This window comes from Microbacterium pseudoresistens (assembly GCF_013409745.1).
Taxonomy (GTDB): Bacteria; Actinomycetota; Actinomycetes; order Actinomycetales; family Microbacteriaceae; genus Microbacterium; species Microbacterium pseudoresistens.
Genome location: NZ_JACCBH010000001.1, coordinates 579,171 through 597,931 on the forward strand (window position 1 = coordinate 579,171; position 18,761 = coordinate 597,931).

General features: G+C 67.9%; 16 protein-coding genes. 6 read left to right on the forward strand and 10 right to left on the reverse strand.

The features are described from left to right. Window position 1: 1 nt before the first annotated feature. Window positions 2-337: a PadR family transcriptional regulator gene (locus BKA02_RS02795; RefSeq protein ID WP_179431097.1), complete on the reverse strand. Its 336-nt coding sequence runs from the start codon at window positions 335-337 to the stop codon at window positions 2-4. Window positions 338-434: 97 nt separating this feature from the next. Here BKA02_RS02795 and BKA02_RS02800 point away from each other — a divergent pair, with 97 nt between their 5' ends. Beyond that, on the forward strand, window positions 435-1,418 hold the full coding sequence (locus BKA02_RS02800; RefSeq protein ID WP_179431099.1) for an o-succinylbenzoate synthase: 984 nt from the start codon (window positions 435-437) through the stop codon (window positions 1,416-1,418). Between the two features lie 33 nt (window positions 1,419-1,451). On the opposite strand, the gene BKA02_RS02805 is transcribed toward BKA02_RS02800, so the two are convergent. The 6 genes from BKA02_RS02805 to BKA02_RS02830 form a co-directional block, all read right to left on the reverse strand. Then, entirely contained in the window at window positions 1,452-2,153 is a 702-nt protein-coding gene (locus BKA02_RS02805; RefSeq protein WP_179431101.1) for an HAD family hydrolase, read from the reverse strand. Further along, the gene (locus tag BKA02_RS02810) at window positions 2,150-3,004 is read right to left on the reverse strand and encodes a carbohydrate ABC transporter permease (RefSeq protein WP_179431103.1); all 855 of its coding nucleotides are present in this window, start codon (window positions 3,002-3,004) and stop codon (window positions 2,150-2,152) included. The genes BKA02_RS02805 and BKA02_RS02810 overlap by 4 nt, the downstream gene beginning before the upstream one ends. Continuing rightward, on the reverse strand, window positions 2,997-3,950 hold the full coding sequence (locus BKA02_RS02815) for an ABC transporter permease subunit (protein WP_179431105.1): 954 nt from the start codon (window positions 3,948-3,950) through the stop codon (window positions 2,997-2,999). The genes BKA02_RS02810 and BKA02_RS02815 overlap by 8 nt, the downstream gene beginning before the upstream one ends. A gap of 6 nt (window positions 3,951-3,956) precedes the next feature. Beyond that, window positions 3,957-5,252: an extracellular solute-binding protein gene (locus tag BKA02_RS02820; RefSeq protein ID WP_179431107.1), complete on the reverse strand. Its 1,296-nt coding sequence runs from the start codon at window positions 5,250-5,252 to the stop codon at window positions 3,957-3,959. Between the two features lie 86 nt (window positions 5,253-5,338). Continuing rightward, entirely contained in the window at window positions 5,339-6,079 is a 741-nt protein-coding gene (locus BKA02_RS02825) for a hypothetical protein (protein WP_179431109.1), read from the reverse strand. Window positions 6,080-6,169: 90 nt separating this feature from the next. Then, on the reverse strand, window positions 6,170-7,078 hold the full coding sequence (locus BKA02_RS02830; RefSeq protein WP_179431111.1) for a M23 family metallopeptidase: 909 nt from the start codon (window positions 7,076-7,078) through the stop codon (window positions 6,170-6,172). A gap of 157 nt (window positions 7,079-7,235) precedes the next feature. Between BKA02_RS02830 and BKA02_RS02835 the strand changes: the two genes are divergently transcribed. Continuing rightward, complete coding sequence (locus BKA02_RS02835; RefSeq protein WP_179431113.1) at window positions 7,236-8,246, forward strand: LacI family DNA-binding transcriptional regulator; 1,011 nt, start codon at window positions 7,236-7,238, stop codon at window positions 8,244-8,246. 8 nt (window positions 8,247-8,254) lie between these two features. On the opposite strand, the gene BKA02_RS02840 is transcribed toward BKA02_RS02835, so the two are convergent. Both BKA02_RS02840 and BKA02_RS02845 read right to left on the reverse strand, forming a co-directional pair. Then, complete coding sequence (locus BKA02_RS02840) at window positions 8,255-8,917, reverse strand: MgtC/SapB family protein (protein ID WP_343045324.1); 663 nt, start codon at window positions 8,915-8,917, stop codon at window positions 8,255-8,257. A gap of 42 nt (window positions 8,918-8,959) precedes the next feature. Beyond that, entirely contained in the window at window positions 8,960-10,006 is a 1,047-nt protein-coding gene (locus tag BKA02_RS02845; protein WP_179431117.1) for a hypothetical protein, read from the reverse strand. A 220-nt stretch (window positions 10,007-10,226) separates the two neighbouring features. Between BKA02_RS02845 and BKA02_RS02850 the strand changes: the two genes are divergently transcribed. After that, window positions 10,227-11,624: an FAD-dependent oxidoreductase gene (locus BKA02_RS02850; RefSeq protein WP_179431119.1), complete on the forward strand. Its 1,398-nt coding sequence runs from the start codon at window positions 10,227-10,229 to the stop codon at window positions 11,622-11,624. After that, on the forward strand, window positions 11,621-13,132 hold the full coding sequence (locus tag BKA02_RS02855; protein WP_179431121.1) for a mannitol dehydrogenase family protein: 1,512 nt from the start codon (window positions 11,621-11,623) through the stop codon (window positions 13,130-13,132). The genes BKA02_RS02850 and BKA02_RS02855 overlap by 4 nt, the downstream gene beginning before the upstream one ends. 70 nt (window positions 13,133-13,202) lie before the next feature. On the opposite strand, the gene BKA02_RS02860 is transcribed toward BKA02_RS02855, so the two are convergent. Beyond that, window positions 13,203-13,823 (reverse strand): TetR/AcrR family transcriptional regulator, encoded by a 621-nt coding sequence (locus BKA02_RS02860; protein WP_179431123.1) that lies wholly within the window; start codon window positions 13,821-13,823, stop codon window positions 13,203-13,205. Between the two features lie 155 nt (window positions 13,824-13,978). Between BKA02_RS02860 and BKA02_RS02865 the strand changes: the two genes are divergently transcribed. Then, on the forward strand, window positions 13,979-16,780 hold the full coding sequence (locus BKA02_RS02865) for an efflux RND transporter permease subunit (protein WP_179431125.1): 2,802 nt from the start codon (window positions 13,979-13,981) through the stop codon (window positions 16,778-16,780). Then, window positions 16,777-18,756 carry a YhgE/Pip domain-containing protein gene (locus tag BKA02_RS02870; RefSeq protein ID WP_179431127.1) on the forward strand — a complete coding sequence of 660 codons (1,980 nt, stop codon included), beginning with the start codon at window positions 16,777-16,779 and terminating at the stop codon, window positions 18,754-18,756. The genes BKA02_RS02865 and BKA02_RS02870 overlap by 4 nt, the downstream gene beginning before the upstream one ends. The last annotated feature ends 5 nt before the right edge of the window (window positions 18,757-18,761 follow it).

Below are 18,761 nucleotides of genomic sequence, written 5' to 3' on the forward strand. Positions count from 1 at the left end.
GTCAGTGCTCCGTTCCGGTGAGATCGGAGGTCGCCGCGGCGATGGCGGCGACCTCGTGCGTGAGGGTGTCGGCCAGGCGGATGCCCGCGGCCGAGGTGCGGTAGAACTTGCGGGGCCGGGCCTCGTCGGTGTTCCACTCGCTCTCCAGGAACCCCTGCTTCTCCAGGCGGCGCAGCAGGGGGTACAGGGTGTTCGCGTCCGTGGGGAAGCCCGCGGCGGCCAGCTGCTCGAGGAGCCCGTATCCGTACCCGGGGGTGCGCAGCAGCTGCAGGCTGGCGAGCACGACGGTGCCGCGCCGCAGCTCCTGCAGGTGGGTCTCGAACTCGTCCTGAATCATGTCGATCACATTACTGTGTGACACACACTATTGTCAATCGCACGTTGTTATTGCCCCGAGCGCGTGGTGCGACGTCCGGTCGGGGCAGAATGGGCGGATGCTGCCGCTCGCCGACATCCTCGCCACCGCGCACGTCGTAGCCCTGCCGATGCACACGCGCTTCCGCGGCGTCGATGTGCGTGAGGCCGTGCTCTTCGAGGGTCCCGAGGGATGGGCGGAGTTCTCCCCCTTCCCCGAGTACGACGACGCCGAGGCCGCGACCTGGCTCGCCGCGGCGATCGACGACGCCGCGCATCCGCGCCCAGAGCCCGTGCGCACCGAGGTACGGGTCAACGCCACCGTCCCGGCCGTCGCGCCGGATGCCGTGCCCGGCGTGCTGGCGCGCTTCGACGGATGCCGCACGGCCAAGGTCAAGGTCGCCGAACGAGGCCAGACGCTCACCGACGACACCGCCCGCGTGCGCGCCGTGCGCGAGGCGATGGGGCCCGAGGGGCGCATCCGGATTGACGCGAACGGCGGGTGGAACCTCGACGAGGCCGAGCACGCCGTGCACGCGCTGGCCGAGTTCGACCTGGAGTACGTCGAGCAGCCCTGCGCCACGGTGCCCGAGCTCGCCGAGCTGCGCACGCGCATCGCGCACATGGGCATCCCCATCGCCGCCGATGAGAGCGTGCGTAAGGCCGACGACCCGCTCGCCGTCGCCCGCGCGGGAGCCGCCGACCTGCTGGTGATCAAGGCGCAGCCGCTGGGCGGGATCGCCCGAGCCCTGGCGATCGTCGCCGAAGCGGGTCTGCCCGCCGTCGTCTCCAGCGCGCTGGACACCGCTGTCGGCCTGAACCAGGGCGCCGCCCTCGCCGCCGCCCTGCCCGCGCTCGACTACGACTGCGGCCTCGGCACGGCCTCGCTCTTCCTCGACGATGTGGCCGATGCCCGCCCGCACGAGGGCATGGTGCGCGCCGAGCGCGTCGCGCCCGATGCGGATGCGCTGCGCCGGCTCGCCGCGCCGGCCGACCGCCGTGCCTGGTGGCTCGAGCGCCTGTCCCGCTGCCATCAGCAGCTCCGAACTCCGACGATCTCGTGACATCCGGCGACACGACTCTCGTCCGCGCCGCGCTCACGTGATCAGCGCCGCCGCACTGGTGTGGACGCTCCGGAGCTCCGCCACCGATCTTCCTGCCATGCTCGGCCAGCGCACCAGCGAGTCCGATTCCACGATGGTCGACGGGGCATTCACGGCGATGGTCGTGAGTCCCGCGGCAACCGAGGAGGTGACCCCGACGACGGAGTCCTCGATGGCCAGGCACGACGCCGCCGGTAGCCCGAGAGCGTCGAGGCCCCGAAGATACGGCTGCGGGGACGGTTTCGGCTCCGTCACGTCACTGCCGGACACGATCACCTCGAAGAGTCCCGGATCGAGCGCCCGTAGGATCGCCTCCAGCGCCTCGCGACCGGACATCGTGACCAGTGCGCAACGGATCCCGGCGTCGGCGCAGGCGATGAGCATCTCCCGCACCCCCGGGAGCCAGACCGGCGCGGATGTGGCGGCAAGCATCGCGGCGATCCGCTCGATCCGCGACACGACAGCCCCCTCGTTCGGGGTGGCGCCCTTTTTGCGGAAGCGGGCGGCCACGGCCCACATCCCGTGCCCGCGTATGACGGCCTGGTCGGCACCGGTCCACTCGACCCCGAGCTCCTCTGCGGCGCCCAGAATCGCGGCATCCCATAAGGGAGCACTGTCGGTCGATGTTCCGTCCATATCCCAGAGGACCCCCCGCAGCTCGGCGCCGGAGACGCGCTCCGCCTGCACTCCGCTCATGACTTCACCGCTCCCGCGGTGAGACCCGAGATCACGTGCCGCTGCGCGAAGAGGAACAGGATCAGGACGGGGAGCACCGACAGCGTGGTCGCCGCCATCTGGATGCCCCACATCGGGCCCGCAAAGGGATCATAGAACTGCGTCAGGGCGAGGGGAACCGTGAACATCTCCGTGTCCCTCAGATAGATGAGCGGTTCGAGATACTGGCTCCAACTGTGCCATCCGGCGAGCACGACGACCGCTGCCAGCGACGGACGTACGAGCGGCGTGTAGATCGTCAGGAAGATGCGGAGGTCACTCGCACCATCCAGCCGTGCGGATTCACCGAGCTCCTTCGGAAGGCCAAGATAGGCCTGGCGCAGGATGAAGGTCGCGATCGGTGCCGAATGCAAGAACACCGTGATGATCACCAACGGATAGTACGTATCGATCCATCCCAGCGAGGTGACCAGCTGGAACAGCGGGACGATGGTCGCCTCCGGCGGGATGAACGTGGCGCTCAGGAGAACGAGGAAAAGGATCGAGCTCCCCAGCGGCTTCACCCGTGCGAACGCATATCCGGCGCACGCTGACACGATCACCGTCAGCGCGCACACCAGCGCCATGACGAAGACGCTGTTGAAGAACTGCCGAGCGAAGGGCTGCAGTTCGAACACCTGCGCGTAGTTCGACCACTTGAACTCGCTGGGGAAAAGGGTTGGCGGGTAGCTGAGGATCTCCGCGTCCGACTTCACGGATCCGAGCACCATCCACAGGATCGGCCCGAGGAAGACGCAGGAGATCACGATGAGCGTCAGATAGTTGACCCCTCTCCCGATGCGCACACGCGGGGTCGTTCGGCGCTTAGTCATTTTCGGCGTACACCAGCTTCTTTCGGATCGCCCACAGCACGCTGCTGACGACGATGATCATCAGGAGGAGGATGACGGCCAGCGCACTGGCCTCGCCGAAGTCATGTCGGCGGAACGCTTCGTCGTAGATCATGAACGAAAGCACGTTGGTCTCGTACCCTGGGCCTCCATTGGTGAGGATCAGGATCACCTCGAAGACCTTGAACGACGCCACCACCGTCAACAGGAACACCATGAAAAGCGTCGGCGAGACCTGCGGGATCGTGACGTGACGGAAACGCGCCCACCAGCCGGCCCCGTCGGTCTCGGCCGCTTCCAGCAGTTCCCGATCGACGGCTTGCAGACCGGCCAGGCACAACAGGACGTTGATGCCGACGTTCTTCGTGAGCTGGACGAAGATGATCACCGTCAGTGTGAGCCATCTCGATCGCAGCCACGGTGTCTCCTCGGCACCGGTGAAGCTCACCAGGAAGTCCAGCAGTCCCTCCGGCTGGAGGATGAAGCGGCTGACGAGCGCCCAGGCGACCATGGTGACCAGCGCCGGGATGAACACAGCGGCCCGGAAGATGTTCACTCCACGCAGGCGATTGTTCAGCAGTAGCGCGATTCCCATCGCGACGGCGATGTTGAGGAGGCTGAAGGCTGCGACGAAGAAGACGGTGTTGGTGAAGACGAGGGGGAATCGATCTCCGGTGATCAGGTTGACGTAGTTCTCCAGACCGACGAACGTCGTGACCCCGGAGAGAGCGTTGATCGAGTTGAGGCTGAGCCAGATCGATTGCACCGTCGTCACGAGACCGAAGATCGCGAAGCCGATCAGTTGCGGGGCGATGAGCGCGTAGCCGAAGGCGTTCGCCCGGAAAAAGCGCCTGACTGCCGGTACCGGCGGGGTCTTGTCCCCGCCGGTACCGGTGCCTACAGCGCGGTTCTGCGCCAGAATTGCCACTGAAGATCAGCCGCCCAGAGTCGGCTGGATCGCCGCGCAGACCTGCTGCAAGGCTGCGGGGATGTCCGCATCCTCGCCGTACACGAACTGGTCGAGCGCAGCATTCAGCGCCGCCGTTGTCTCAGCGTTGTTCGGCGCGACCGGCGTGAAGGTGCCGTTCTCCAGGACCGCGGTGAGGATCGGCTCTAGCTGCGCGGCATCCAGCACGGGGGCCGACTCCTCCATCGTCTCCGCGTTGAGCAGCGAGGTGCGGCTCGGCGGGTAGTATGCCGACAGCTTGCGCATGCTCTCCGGGTTGGTCAGGTACGCCACCAGGCGTGCGGCCGCATCCGTGTGCTTGCCCGCGGAGTACGCAACCATCGCTGACTGCCCGACGTGCTGTCCGGCGCCGCCGGGTCCGGCGGGAGTCGGAACCACGCCGTACTCGAAGTCGACATCCGCAAGGAGGCCGTTGCTGCCGAGATAGGCGATCGTCGTGGCGGCTCCTCCGCCCCAGAAATCAGCCTGCTGACCGGGCCGGGGCGTGATCTTCTCGTCGTAGACCATCTCGTGAAGCGCGGAATAGGCCGCCTCCATCTCCGAAGAGTCCATCAGGCACTCTTCGCCGTTCTCGTCCCAGGGCGTTCCGCCGTAGGCGCGGATCAGGGGCAGCATGCGCACCCAGTTCTTGAACTCGAAGGCGTCGAAGATGAGCCCCGTCTTACCGCTGTCGGCGGAGATCTTCTGCAGGTCTTCCCGAAGCAGATCCCAGTCCCAGGTGCCGGCCTCGACTGCTGCAGAAGGGTCCTCGAGCCCCGACTGGTCGAAGAGGTCCTTGTTGTAGTACATGATCAGGGGTCCGTTCGAGAACGGCACGCCGAACTGGGCGTCGCCGTCTCGCCACGGCTCCTGCATCCGATCCGCGAGGTCGTCGTAGTCGTACCCCTCGACGTCCTTCAGAGTCGGGTTGAGGTCGACCAGGGCGTCGGCATTCATGTACTCGATGCTGCTCTCCACCGGCAGCCACGAGGCGTCGGGCGGACTGTTCGACGCGAGCCAGGTCGGCAGGAGGGTGTTCAGGTCGCTCAGGGTGACGCTCTCGAAGGTCACCTTGGACACGTCGTCGTTCTCTGCGACGAACTCCTCTCCGAGCTCATCGAATAGCGCCAACTGATCGGGATTGGTCGCCCAGAGCAGGAACCGCAGTTCCACCGGCTCGCCGGACGAGCCCTCGCCTCCCGACGATCCCGATGGTCCGGCGCATCCTGCGACCAGCGCGGCGGTCGCGACGAGTGCGGTCGCGCCGATGATTCGTCGTCTCACGTTTCCTCCTTGAATTGAGTTGCAACGATCTGTCTTGCATTTCCGGACCCGAGGGGGCTCCGGGGCTCTTGGTGGTACCGGCCGCTTCAGGGCGCCGACACCAGGTGGACGGCACGTCGGAACACCGTCGCGAGACAGTGGCCTCCGTCGACGGCGACGGCATCCAGACCCTCGGTCTCACCAACGCCTTCGAGGAGGACCGCCTCCATGGACCTCTCCTCGCCGAGGTCGACCGCAGTGATCCTTGCGTCATCCGCTGCTGCCCCGTCGTTGGTGTTCAGGTACAGGCGGGAGCCGATGATCGTACATCCCTGCGAGTACGTGTCCTCGGTCCGGCACGTGAAAGTCTGCACAGGCCGAAGAGTCCTTGAGTCATAGCGGTTGATCAGCAGGCGGTAGCGCCGATCGAGCGCGATGTCCTCGGCCGACACCGTGACGAGCAAGCCGTCCTCGTCGATCGCGACAGAGGCGAGACGCCACCCCGGATGCTCGATCGGGTACACCTCCGTGACCCGCGCCGACGCTGCATCGACGCGCTTGATCACCGGCGTCGGAGTACCGGCATCACACACGATGACCTCATCGCCCCGTATCGCACTGTCATTGGGGTGGACCAGCTCGCCCGCGATGACCGTCTCGCGAATGAGGCGGCCGTCGGCGTACACCTGCATCACCGACCCGTGGTGGAACACCAGCCAGGAGGCGCCGTCGCGGCACACGCTCTGGACGTTGTCGGGCCCGCGCTCCGGCGCCACAAGGTCGAACTGCTTCTCAGAGCCATCGATCCCTCGGCCGGTTTCGGCGACTCGGTGCGACGATGCATCCATGCCTGTTCCTGTCCGTCTGAATAAGTAAGTATAACGATACACTTAGTTTCCCGAGATCTCTAGTCGAGCGCCGGAGGATCGCCCCGGGGCTCAGATCGGCCGAGCGGCGAGCGGCGACGGCCCCTGTGTGCGGCGGCGGTCCTCGTACATCTGCCAGAAGAGCAACCAGGGATCGAGCATGATCTGCTCGCCTCCCTCCTCCACTCGGAACACGAAGTGACTGTGCTCTGCGAACCCACCTGCGACGTAGACGCCACCGGACTCGGCGTACTGCGTGCCGGCCTCGATCGACTGCCCTTCAGGGACGAGAAGACGGATCAGATGATGCGATTGAACGATCCACGAGGAACCGTCGTCCCAGCGGTGCACGCCGCGCCAGCGGTTGTTCTTGTCGCCCGCCGCAAGCGATTCGAAGTAACCGTGCTCGTCGATCCGGAAGGGCGTCCACAGCGGCGTGCCCGCCGGGTGATTGATGTCCAGCCCGCCGTGCGCGTCGACACCGTCGTAGGGCCCGAGCCAGGCGTCCTCCCCGCGGTAGCATTCCTCGACCCGCAATCCGCCTTCAGGCAACGGGCACCACGGGTGCAGCAGGATGGGACTGATGCCAGCCCTGGCGTCCCAGACGGCGAGACGGGCATGGCGACGGGGGAAGCACTCGCCGTGCTTCTCGGTGAGGAGATCTGCGATCCCCGCGACCGCGTCGAGCCAGATCCGCATTCCCATGACCACCGGCGGCGGCGTGAAGTTGGTCTGCGACGGGATCCGCCGCACGAGCTCGACCTGATGACCGTCGACCTCGAGCGTGCAGGCGATGCCGTACAGCAGGAGACCCTCGCCGTCGGAAAAGGGCAGACGACCGTGGCGGATCGGCCACGCCACCGCCTTGACGAGCCGGATCCTGCGGACCTGGCCGTCCAGCATCCGGAAGTGCAGTTCGTCGCCCTCGTCCAACTCGATCGCTGTCAGGGTCGCCTTCGCCTCACGCCGTTCGGTGCGCATGTCGTTCCTTCCTCTCTCCGCCTCGTCGCCCTGTCTTCGGCGTTCGGGCGACCGGGAGCGCTCGCTCCCTTCGCAACCCTAGTGTTACGATTGACCTGGCCGCAGAGTCTCCCCGATCTGCTGATGACGCGCCGCAGAGCCGGAGGTTTACCCGCCCATGACGAAGAAGGCGCGTCTCGCGGAGGTGGCGAAGCTCGCGGGCGTCTCGCCCGGGCTCGTCTCGCGACTTCTCAATGAGGACCCGACGCTCAAGGTTCGTGCAGAGACGCGCAGTCGTGTGATGTCGGCCATCGAGATGCTGCAGTACACCCCCGATGCGTCGGCGCGTGCTCTGCGAAGTTCGCAGACCGGGCTCCTGGGGTTCGCCCTGTACCACGTCACCGACCCGATCTACGCTCAGATGGTCGACAGCGCCCAGTCGGCGGCGGCCGATGCCGGGTATTCGCTGATGCTGCTCAACGCGGGTGAGCTCGCCGAGCATCCGACAGTGTTCCGCCGCCTCGTGCACGGTCGTCGGGTGGACGGGCTGCTGGTTCAGGGAGGCTACTCGGACGACGTCTCCGCGCTGCAGGATGCCAGAGCCGTGCCGTCCGTGCTGTTCAACTCGGACGCACTCCCCGGCTTCCGAACGGTGCGTCTCGACGACGTCGCTGCCGCCCGCCTCGCCACGGAGCATCTGATCGAACTCGGGCACGCGAGCATTGCGTTCGTCGGCGCTGAGGGCAACTCTTCGAACCGCCGCTACCAGGGGTATGTGACGGCGATGACCGATGCCAAACTCACGCCGCATCCGCCGATCGCGGGCGGATGGGACGCCTCGCCCGCACGTGCGGTCACAGAACGCTACCTCGCCAGCGGGGGCACAGCAAGCGCGTTCGTCGTGGTCTCTGCCACAAGTGCGCTCGGTGTCCACGCCGGCGTCCTCGCGAGCGGCTTGACGATCCCGGGCGACATCTCGATCGTCAGCATCCACGACACCTGGTTCGCACCACATCTGAGTCCGGGGCTCACCGTCGCCGCGACGGCCCTGGGCGATCTCGGCCGACTCGCGGTGGACGTTCTCGTCGCGCAGATCGCCTCGCCGCAGGACGGCGAAGTCGTCCTCCGACAGCCTCCGCCGGAGCTCATCCGGCGAGCGTCGAGCGCGGCCCCGCGAAGCGCGCGCTGAGATCACGGTCATTCGTATTCCTCGTCGTCGACCCATGCGACCGAACGCACGCCGTCGATGGCGCCGACCGCGTCGACCAAGGCACTGGCATCGCCCCTGCCTTCGGCGCTGAGCATGACCCTGACCGCACCGGATCCCCGAAAGTCCTTGTCGGCGCTCAGCTGAGAGACCTGGAAACGGTGGTCGGTGACCACCTTGATCACCGCACGGAGCACGCCGAGCCCGTCGGGATACTCGACGCAGAGGACGGCCTCCGACCGTCGGCGCAGCCGGTTCAGCCGAGGGCCGATCGCGATGATGAAATAGTGGCAGCCGACGACCACCGCCGCGATGATGAAAAGTCGTCCTCCAGCGGCCATACCCACCGCAGCGACGAGCCAAATGGAGGCCGCCGTGGTGAGCCCGCGCACGGCGTCCGAACGGAAGACGATCAGGCCTGCCCCGAGAAACCCTACTCCCGACACGATCTGGGCCGCTACGCGCGTGGGATCGATGCTGACCGCGTCGACCCCCGTCACGTCTACGAACCCATACTTCGATACGAGCATGAACAGGCAGGAGCCAACTCCCACCAGGGAGTGGGTTCGAACGCCGGCGTTCTTCGAGCGGAGCTGACGCTCGAGTCCGACCGCCATGGAGAGCACCAGCGCGACTGCGATCTCCGGCAGCACCTTCAGCTGAAGCAGCCAAATGCTCTCCATGGATGCCGTCTCCTACTGACCGGTGAGCTTGTGGATGCGGTCGATGTACGTCACGCCATCCGGGTGCACGATGTTGGATGCGACGAACAGCTTGCCGTTGCTGTCAAGCGCGATGCCTTCGAACTCGAAGAGCGTTGCCGCCGATGCGGGAACGGTCAGATCGGCCCATCGGACGGGCGTGTAGACCTTGTTGTTCGTGACCGTGCCCAGCGTGGCGAAGATGATGCGGTTCTTGAGTCCGGTCGCCGTGCCTACTGTGTTCTTGCCATCCCATACGGGGATGAGGATCTGATCCTTCTCCGGGTTGTAGGCGATGTCCTGTCCGATGTTGAACGTCGTGGTCGTCGGGACGAAGAACTTATTGCCGAGCTCGAAGTAGTCGCCGACGATCGTCGCGATGTAGTACGGACGGCGGATAAGATTCGAGTCGTTGGGATCGGGGATGCTCTCATTGGCGGTTCCGACGATCCAGGTGCCGTCGCCTCTGTAGGCGATCGACGCGATCTTCTTGTTCGACGTCCCCTTGCGCGCGTTGAAGAGCTTTGTGATCTCGCCCTGATTGTTGATCTGTGCGACCTGGGGATCTCCGGGCGATTTGAGCGTGGGCACGTAGAAGGAACCGACCTCGAGATAGTCCGTGCCCGGGGTGCGGTAGTAGGCCAAACCGTTGGCGTGGCCGAGCGAGTAGGGCTCCGTACTTCCCTTCAACCGAACCGTGTAGTCGGCCTTCACCGCGTTGGGGGTGTTGAAATCGTTGATGTGGGAGAAGGTCGCCCATCCGGTCTGATCGGTGCCGGAGTGGTCGGACTTGAGCACGTAGGCGTCGCTGTCGCCGACGATGTAGAGCCCGTTGACACTTCCCACGCGGCGTGTGACGCCGTCCGACGTGATGTACGTGTCGGGGATGTCGGCGATGGCCGTTCTGTTGAGAGTCGTGATCGGCGGATTCGTCGTCGCCGACGCGCCTGTGCCCAGTGTCACGACCATCGCGCTGGCTAGCACGAGCGCAGGCACCGATCTCCCCGGGCGCATCCACGTCCGGATCGTCTTCTTGTTCATATCTCAACGCCTCCTTGCGTCTTGTGCATCACTGATGTGCCGACCGTCGGGCGCTCCTTTTGTGCGTACGATGATGGAATCTTGACAAGTATATCCTTATACTTCAAGTATTGTTCTCGGACGTCCTACGGCTGCCTTAGAAAAAGCCAGTGTTCTCAGGCGCAGATCGGACGACGGAATCATCCCGTATAACTATTTATCGACGAGGACCAGGTGAAGGATGCACAAGACGGCGCTGGACGAGGAGAGCTCGCTGGCCGTGACGGAACGGGGCAGGGAGGTCCCCGTCGCCGGCCGCTATGACGTGATCGTCTGCGGAGGAGGTCCCTCCGGCGTGATCGCGGCTGTGGCCGCGGCGCGCGCCGGCGCCCACACCCTTCTGATCGAGCGCTATGGCTTCGTCGGCGGCATGTCCACCAGCGCCCTGGTGACTCCGATCAGCGAATTCCGCATCAACGGGAAGCAGCACATCGGCGGCATCCCGTTCGAGTTGCTCCGCAACGCCGCAGCGCTCGGGGGCGCCGACATCGCGCGCAGCAGCGGCAACTATCCGGTCAACGACGAGGTGCTCAAGCTCGCGGCACAGCGCCTGCTCCTCGACAGCGGAGTCTCGCTCCTCTACCACTCCTGGTTCTCCGACTGCATCATGGACGGCGACCGCGTGTCGCATGTCGTCGTGCAGAACAAGGCCGGGCGCGTCGCCTACGCCGCCGAAGCGTTCATCGACTGCACGGGAGACGCCGACCTCGTGCGCGCTGCGGGGTTCCCGACCGTCAAAGGCACGGTCCTGCAGCCGGCGACACTGTGGTTCCAGCTCGCAAGGGTGGACACCGACGCGCTGCAGGACATCTTCGGCGATGCCGTGGGGGGCATCCTTCCCGTCTCCGACACGATTCGTGACCGTCTTCATCAGCTGAACGACCAAGGGGAGATCCCCATCTTCGGCGGACCGTGGATCAGCAGGTTCTTCCACGACGGCATGGTGAGCATCAACGTGCTCCGCGAGCCCACCGACGCCAGCGATCCCGAAATCTTCACACGCACCGAGTGCAGCCTTCGCGAGAACATGCATCAGATGATCGATGTCCTGCGTGCCAACTTCCCCGAGTTCAAAGACAGCTGGTTGATGAAATCCGGTATCCAGACCGGCGTACGCGAGACCTACCACATCGTCGGTCTCTACAAGCTCACCAAGGACGATGTCGTCGTTCCGAAGGCATTCCCGGACACGATCGCCAAGGGCGCCCATGTGATCGACATCCACGACTCCGACGGCACCGGGCAGAGCGATTTCACCGTGCCCAAGCAAGAGTACAACGTGCCGTTGCGCGCACTCGTGCCACGGGGCAGCCGCAACCTCATCACCGCCGGACGATGCATCAGCGCGGATGGTCCGGGGTTCGGCTCCGTGCGCACCATGGCGACATGTATGGCGATGGGCCAGGGCGCGGGGGTCGCGGCGGCGTTGCACGTGCAACGCGGCCATAGCATGTCGCAGATGGACTTCGCCGCCGTGCGTGAACTGCTGATCGCGCAGGACGCCATCGTCGACTTCGACAACTGCGCAATCGGCGACGCGGAGTCCCTGAGCTCCGACGTGGAGATGAGCGAGGCATGACCGGTCCGATCCGCCCGGAAACCGCTACAGTGCGGCTGAGCCGTGCAACGCTGCGAGACCTTCCGGCCGAGGTCGCCGTTCCCGACTATCTCGACGACGAAACGCCCGTCGGCGTCGTCCATATCGGCGTCGGGAACTTCCACCGCTCCCACCAGGCGATGTACCTCGACCGCCTCCTCGCGGCGCGGAGCGACGGCGCCGTCGCGATCTGCGGCATCGGCGTGCGCCCCGAGGATCGGCCGCTGCTGATGGCGTTGCAGGAGCAGACCGGGCTCTACAGCCTGTCTCTGTTCGCTCCCGATGGGACCGTCGATACCCGCATCATCGGATCCTTGCGAAACGTCCTGCTGCTGCCCGATGCGCCAGACGACGCACTGGCCCGCCTCTGCGACCCGGAGGTCAGGATCGTCAGCCTGACGATCACCGAGAGCGGTTACGTCGAGGATGCGACCACGGGCCGACGCGCTGCAGACGACCGAGCCGTCCGCGTGGAGACTGCCGACGGTCTGACGACGCCCCAGACGGCATTCGGCCTGATCGTCGCGGCGCTGCGCGCCAGGCGCACCGCCGGGACGTCTCCCTTCACTGTCATGTCCTGCGACAACATCCAAAGGAATGGAGCTATCGCGCGAGCGAGCGTCGTGGAGACCGCGCGCCTCGTCGACCCCGACCTCGCCGACTGGATCGACGGCAACGTCGCGTTCCCGAGCACCATGGTCGATCGGATCACGCCCAGCCCGACCCCAAGCCAGCTCGCGCTCGTGGATGGGGTGCTCGGGCTTCGCGACAAGGCGCCGGTCGTGGCTGAACCCTTTGTCCAGTGGATACTCGAGGACGACTTCCCGTCGGGACGTCCGCCGCTGGAGGACGTCGGCGCAATCTTCACGGACGACATCGGCTCCTACGAGTCGATGAAGCTCCGCCTACTCAACGGCGCGCATCAGGTGCTGGCCTACGTCGGTCTCCTCCGTGGGCATCGATTCGCCCACGAAGCCGTGGCGGACCCCGTGGTCCGCCACTGGCTGGACGTGTACTGGCGCGAGCTCGCGCTCCCGACTCTCGACCTACCCGACGGGGTCGACGGCGACGACTACCTCCGCACGCTCCTCGAGCGCTTCGGCAACCCGGCCATCGCAGACACGCTCGAGCGCCTGGCGACGGACTCCAGTGCCAGGATGGCGAAGTTCGTTCTCCCTGTTCTCGTCGACGCCCGCGACCGTCCCGGCTTCGCCGAGTTGACCGCGGTGATCCTCGAGAGCTGGGTCACCGCCGTCAGGTCGAGTTCCTCCGATCTGATCTCTTCCGGCGTCCCATCCGACGTGCACGCGGCGATCGCCGGCGGGAGCCCGCTCCTCTCCGCGGTGGACTGGCTGAGGCCTCTGTCGGCGGACCCTGCCCTGTCACTGGCCATGACCGCGGTACGGGAGACGTTCGATGCCCTCGGACCGTCGGAGGGATTGGAGCGCCTTCTGTCGCAGGCACCTGGCTGCGCGCAGGAAGCGTCCTAGCCAGTCCGCATGTGCCGCAACATCATTCTGTTGAAGGAACTGCCGGCGCCGCGAGTCGAGCCCGGCGCCGCTACTCCTCGATGAGCAGCTGCACCAGCCAGCCGAGCTCCTCGCCGCCGGAGTGACGCAACTGCTCGGCGTCCTGCCCCTCCATCGCACCACGCACCGCCATTCCCTCCCAGACGATCATGAGCATGCGGGCGGCGAGCTCGGCCGGGATGCGCAGCCGCAGCAGACCAGCCACGGCGATGTCGGTGATGATCTGCGCGATGCCGGCTACCATCTCGCGCTCCTGCGCCAGGTAGGCCGCGCCGAACGGCTCGTCACGGAGAGCGCGGATGCGTATCTCGCTCATCAGCATCACGCCGAGACGGTCGTCACCGCCGGAGTCCATGACCTCGCGCACCAGATCGACCGGGTCGCACCCCTCAGCGAGCGCGCCATCGGCGGCCATCTCCTCGACGCGGGTGCGCACGGAGTTGAGGCGCTCCGCCCCGACCGAGCCCGCCAGCTCGAGGAACAGCTCATCCTTCGACTCGAAGTTGGAGTAGAAGGCGCCTCGAGTGAAGCCCGCCCGCTCGCACACCGCCTCGACGGTCGCACCGTCGAGCCCGACCTCCGCGAACACCTGGGAGGCGGCCTCGAGCAGGCGCGCCCGCGTGTTCTGCCTGCTCCGTGTCGCCGTCGACATCTGCACCTCCGCCTCTACTCTGCCGCATCCGGGCCGCGGCGCGCCTGCGCCGCGCTTTCACACCCCGCGCACAGCCTCCGCGGCGCACTCGCCGTTACGATACAAGAACGTATCGGATACATGAATGTATCGAACCCGCCTGGGAGGCCCCTGACGTGTCCACGCTCCTGTCGTCGCTCGGTCGCTGGTCGTTCCGCCACCCCTGGCGCGTGCTCGTGTCATGGCTGCTCGTGCTCGGCGTCGCCGGCGGCGGGGCGCTGGTGCTCGGGTCCGGCACCGACAACTCGTTCTCGATCCCCGGCACCGAGTCGCAGGCGGGTCTGGAGCAGCTGGAGCGCACCTTCCCCCAGGTGAGCGGCACGAGCGCGCAGTTCATCGTCGTCGCCGCCGCCGGATCCGAGGTCACCGACGACGCGTATCGCGAGCCCATCGAGAAGGCCGTGGAACAGCTCGCCGACCTCGACGGCGTGCTCGCGGCCACCTCGCCGTTCGACGAGAACATCTCCGGCATGGTCAGCGACGACGACACCGCCGCCATCGCCCGACTGCAGTTCGATGGGCAGTCCACGGATGTGAGCGACGAGACGAAGGATGCGCTGCGCGCCGTGGTCACCGACCTGCAGGACGCCCTGCCCGCCGGCGCCGATGCCGAGCTCGGCGGCGACCTGTTCGCGATGTCGATCCCCGGCGTGACGCTCACCGAGGCGGTGGGCCTCGTGATCGCCCTGCTCGTGCTCATCGTCACGTTCCGGTCGTTCGTCGTGGCGGGCCTGCCGCTGCTGACCGCCGTGCTCGGAGTCGGGATCTCGATCGCCGGCATCTTCGCGGCCACCGCCTTCGCCTCGGTCTCGTCGACCACCCCGCTGCTGGCCCTCATGCTGGGTCTGGCCGTCGGCATCGACTACGCGCTGTTCATCATGGCCCGCCACCAGGATCAGGTGCGCGCGGGAACGGACCCCGAGGAGTCGGCGTCGCGCGCGACGGGCACCGCGGGCTCGGCGGTCGTGTTCGCCGGGATCACCGTGCTCATCGCACTCATCGGACTCGGCTTCGCCGGCATCCCCTTCCTCACGACGATGGGCATCGCCGCGGCCGTCGCCGTCGCGATCGCCGTGTTCATCGCCGTCACGCTCACCCCCGCCCTGCTGGGCCTGCTCAAGGGGCGGATCGTCGGCCGCCCGCGCCGCGCACGCGCCCCTCGCAAGGGGGCGGCAGACGCCGGCGAGGATGCAGAGCCCGCCCCGAGGCGCACGTTCTCGCAGCGCTGGGTCGGCGGGGTCACCAGGCATCCTGTGCTCGTCACGATCGCCGTCGTGCTCGGGCTGGGCGTCATGGCCGTGCCGGCGACCAGCCTCGACCTCGCCCTGCCCAACGCCGGCGTGCTGCCGAAGGGGTCGGAGGCGCGCACGACGTACGACCTGACCTCCGAGCACTTCGGCCCCGGCTCCAACGGCCCTCTCATCCTCACCGGCACGATCGTCACCTCCACCGACCCGCTCGGGCTCATGGAGGACCTGGAGGATGCGGTGGAGAAGATCGACGGCGTCGCCGAAGTGGCCCTCGCCACCCCGAACGAGACGGCCGACACCGGCATCGTGCAGGTCATCCCCACCACGGCCCCCGACGACCCTGCTACGGCGGATCTGGTGCGCGAGCTGCGTGCGCACCACGACGAATGGCTCGACGAGTTCGGCATCGACCTGAAGGTCACCGGGTTCACCGCGGTGGCGATCGACATCTCCGATCAACTCGGGGCGGCACTGCTGCCGTTCGGCGTGTTCGTCATCGGACTCTCGCTCGTGCTGCTGACGATCGTGTTCCGCTCGATCTGGGTGCCGATCACCGCGGCCCTGGGCTACCTGCTGTCGATCGTCGCCGCCTTCGGCGTGGTCGGCGCGGTGTTCGAGTGGGGCTGGTTCGCCGACCTGCTGCATGTGGCGAAGGTCGGTCCGATCATCAGCTTCATGCCCATCGTGCTCATGGGCGTTCTGTTCGGCCTCGCCATGGACTACCAGGTCTTCCTCGTCTCGCGGATGCGCGAGGAGTACGTGCACGACGCCGGATCGCGCAAGCCCGCCACGCGTCGCGCCGCCGCAATCCGCGCCGTCCGCAACGGGTTCACCGGGTCGGCGAAGGTCGTCACGGCGGCCGGGCTCATCATGTTCGCCGTGTTCGTCGCCTTCGTGCCGGAGGGCGATTCCAGTCTCAAGCCGATCGCGCTGGGGCTCGCGGCGGGCATCGCCATCGACGCGTTCCTCGTGCGGATGACGCTGATCCCCGCGCTCATGGCGATCCTCGGCGACCACGCCTGGCGCATCCCCGGCTGGCTCGCCCGCATCCTGCCGCACGTCGACATCGAGGGCGAGGCCGTGGAGCGCGAGCGCACCCTGGCGGCGTGGCCCGGCGACGGATCCGTCGTCGCCGCCGACGACCTCGTGCTCGCCGCCGACGCGCCCATCCTCGAGGGGCTCTCGCTGCGCGTCGCGCCGGGCGAGGCGCTCGTCGTGACCGGGCGCGACGCCGGGGTGCGGCGCACCCTGTCGCTCGCGCTCGCCGCGCGCATCCCTGCCGCCGACGGCCGCCTGCGCATCGCGGGGCACCTGCTGCCGGGACGCGCGGCCTGGGTGCGCGCCCACGTCGGCTGGGTCGACGTCGCCGGCTCCGAGCATCCGCTCGACGACCTGCGAGAGGCGCTGCGCGGACGCACCGGCCTCGTCGTCGTCGACGGCCTCGACCGGCTCTCGCCCACCGCCGCCGACCAGGCCGCCGCGCTCCTGCGCGACGCCGCCGCCCGCACCGACGAGCCTCTGGCCGTCGTCGCGACCGCGGCATCCGCCGACGCGGCGAGCGCCCTGCTGCGCGAGGCGGGATGGCGACCCGACCTGCTCGACCTCACCGCGATGCGGGCATCCGCATCCGAACACCCGTCTTCCGTCCTCCGCGAGGTGACCGCATGACCACCCTGATCGAACGCGCGCGCACGAGCCGCCCGGTGACCTGGCTCACCGTGCTCGGCGTGCTGCTGCTGCCCGCCGCGATCGGCGGCGTGTTCGTCGCCGCACTGCAGAATCCCACCGAACGCCTCGAGGAGATGTCGGCGGCGATCGTCAACCTCGACGACCCGGTCGAGATCGACGGCCAGCTCGCTCCGCTCGGCCGCCAGCTGTCGGCCGGACTCGTGGAGGGCACCGGAGACGACGACTCCAACCTCACCTGGGTGATCTCGAACGAGAAGGATGCCGCCTCCGGCCTCGCCGACGGCACCTACCAGGCCGTCGTGACGATCCCCGAGGACTTCTCCGCCTCCGCCACCTCCGCCGGCCGCTCGATGAGCGGCGAGGCGGTGGATCCCGAGAAGGCCACGATCTCGGTCACCACAGCGCCCGACGGCCGAGTCGCCGACGGGCTCATCGCGAACCAGATCGCCACCGTCGCCGCATCAACGATGGGCACGACTCTGTCGGAGTCGACGTTGGAGAACGTGCTCGTGGGCTTCAGCACCCTCGGCGACAGCATCGGCCAGGCCGCGGACGGCGCCGCGCAGCTCGCCTCGGGAACGGCCGAAGCGGCCTCCGGTGCGGCGCGGCTGCCCGCCGGAGCCCAGGGAATCGCTTCGGGCGCCGGCGGGCTCGCGTCCGGCGCCTCGGACCTCTCCGCGGGGCTCGGCACGATCGGCCAAGGTGCGCGCGGCGTGCAGAACGGCGCCGCACAGCTCGGCGCGGGTCTCCTCTCCGGAGCCGACCAGCTCGAGGCGCAGGGAATCGTGCCGCAGCAGCTGTTGGACGCGGCTGCCGGGTCCGCTCAGGCCGCCGCCGGCGTCGACGGCGGTCTCGGCCAGCTCTCCGACGGCCTGGCCGGGCTCACCGCGGTGTGCGGCGCGCAGGCGTCGCCGGAGTTCTGCGCGCAGCTGCAGGCGCTCGCGGACGGCGCCGCCGAGCTGCGGGACGGCTCCTCCCTCGCCGCACAGGCCGCGGCAGGAACCTCCGACGGCCTCACCCAGCTCGCCGCGCAGGCGCCGGCGTCGATCGCCGCGCAGCTGCGCACCGCCGGTCAGGGGGCGTACGACCTCGCGGGCGGCGCGGGCCAGCTCGCGGGCGGCATCGAGCAGAGCGCCTCGGGCGCATCCGCTCTGGCCGACGGCGCCACGCAGCTGCAGAGCGGCGCCGCGCAGCTGGGAACGGGGGCATCCTCGCTCGCCGACGGGCTGGGCTCGCTGGCCTCCGGTACGTCCGACCTCGCCTCGGGGCTGCGTCAGGCGGCCGACTCGCTGCCCTCCTATTCCGACGATGAGGCCACCTCGCTCGCCTCGGTCGTCGCCTCTCCCGTGCAGTCCGAATCGGACAGCGGGATGTTCGGGCCCACCGCGATCCCTGTGCTCGCGGCCGTCGTGCTGTGGTTCGGCGCGCTGGCCTCGTTCATCGCCCTGCGGGCCGTCTCGGCGCGCACCCTCGCCTCGCGACGCCCCTCGATCGGGCTCGTGCTCCGCGCGCTCGCCCCGGCGGCGGCGATCGGTGCAGGTCAAGGTCTGCTCGTCGCGCTGATCGTGCAGACGGTCGCCGGCTACGACCCGGCCCAGTGGTGGGGCTTCGCGGGTGTCGCGGTGCTCACCGGCGTCGCCTTCGCGGCGATCAACCAGGCGCTCGTGGCCGTGCTGAGCGGAACGGGTCGCTGGGTCGGCGCCGTCGTGGGTGTGACCGCCATCGCCGCGGCGATCATCTCGACCCTCCCCGGCTGGCTCGCCTCTGTCGCCTCCGCCCTGCCGACATCGCCCGCCGCCACGGCGCTGCTGGGCGCGAGCGGGACGGAGACGAATGGCGTGGGATCGGCGGTCGCGGGGCTCATCGTGTGGGCCGTGCTGGCGATCGGCGCCACGACGCTCGCCGTGGCACGCCGCCGCACCACGACCGCGAAGGCCGTGCTCGCCTCCGCCTGACCGTT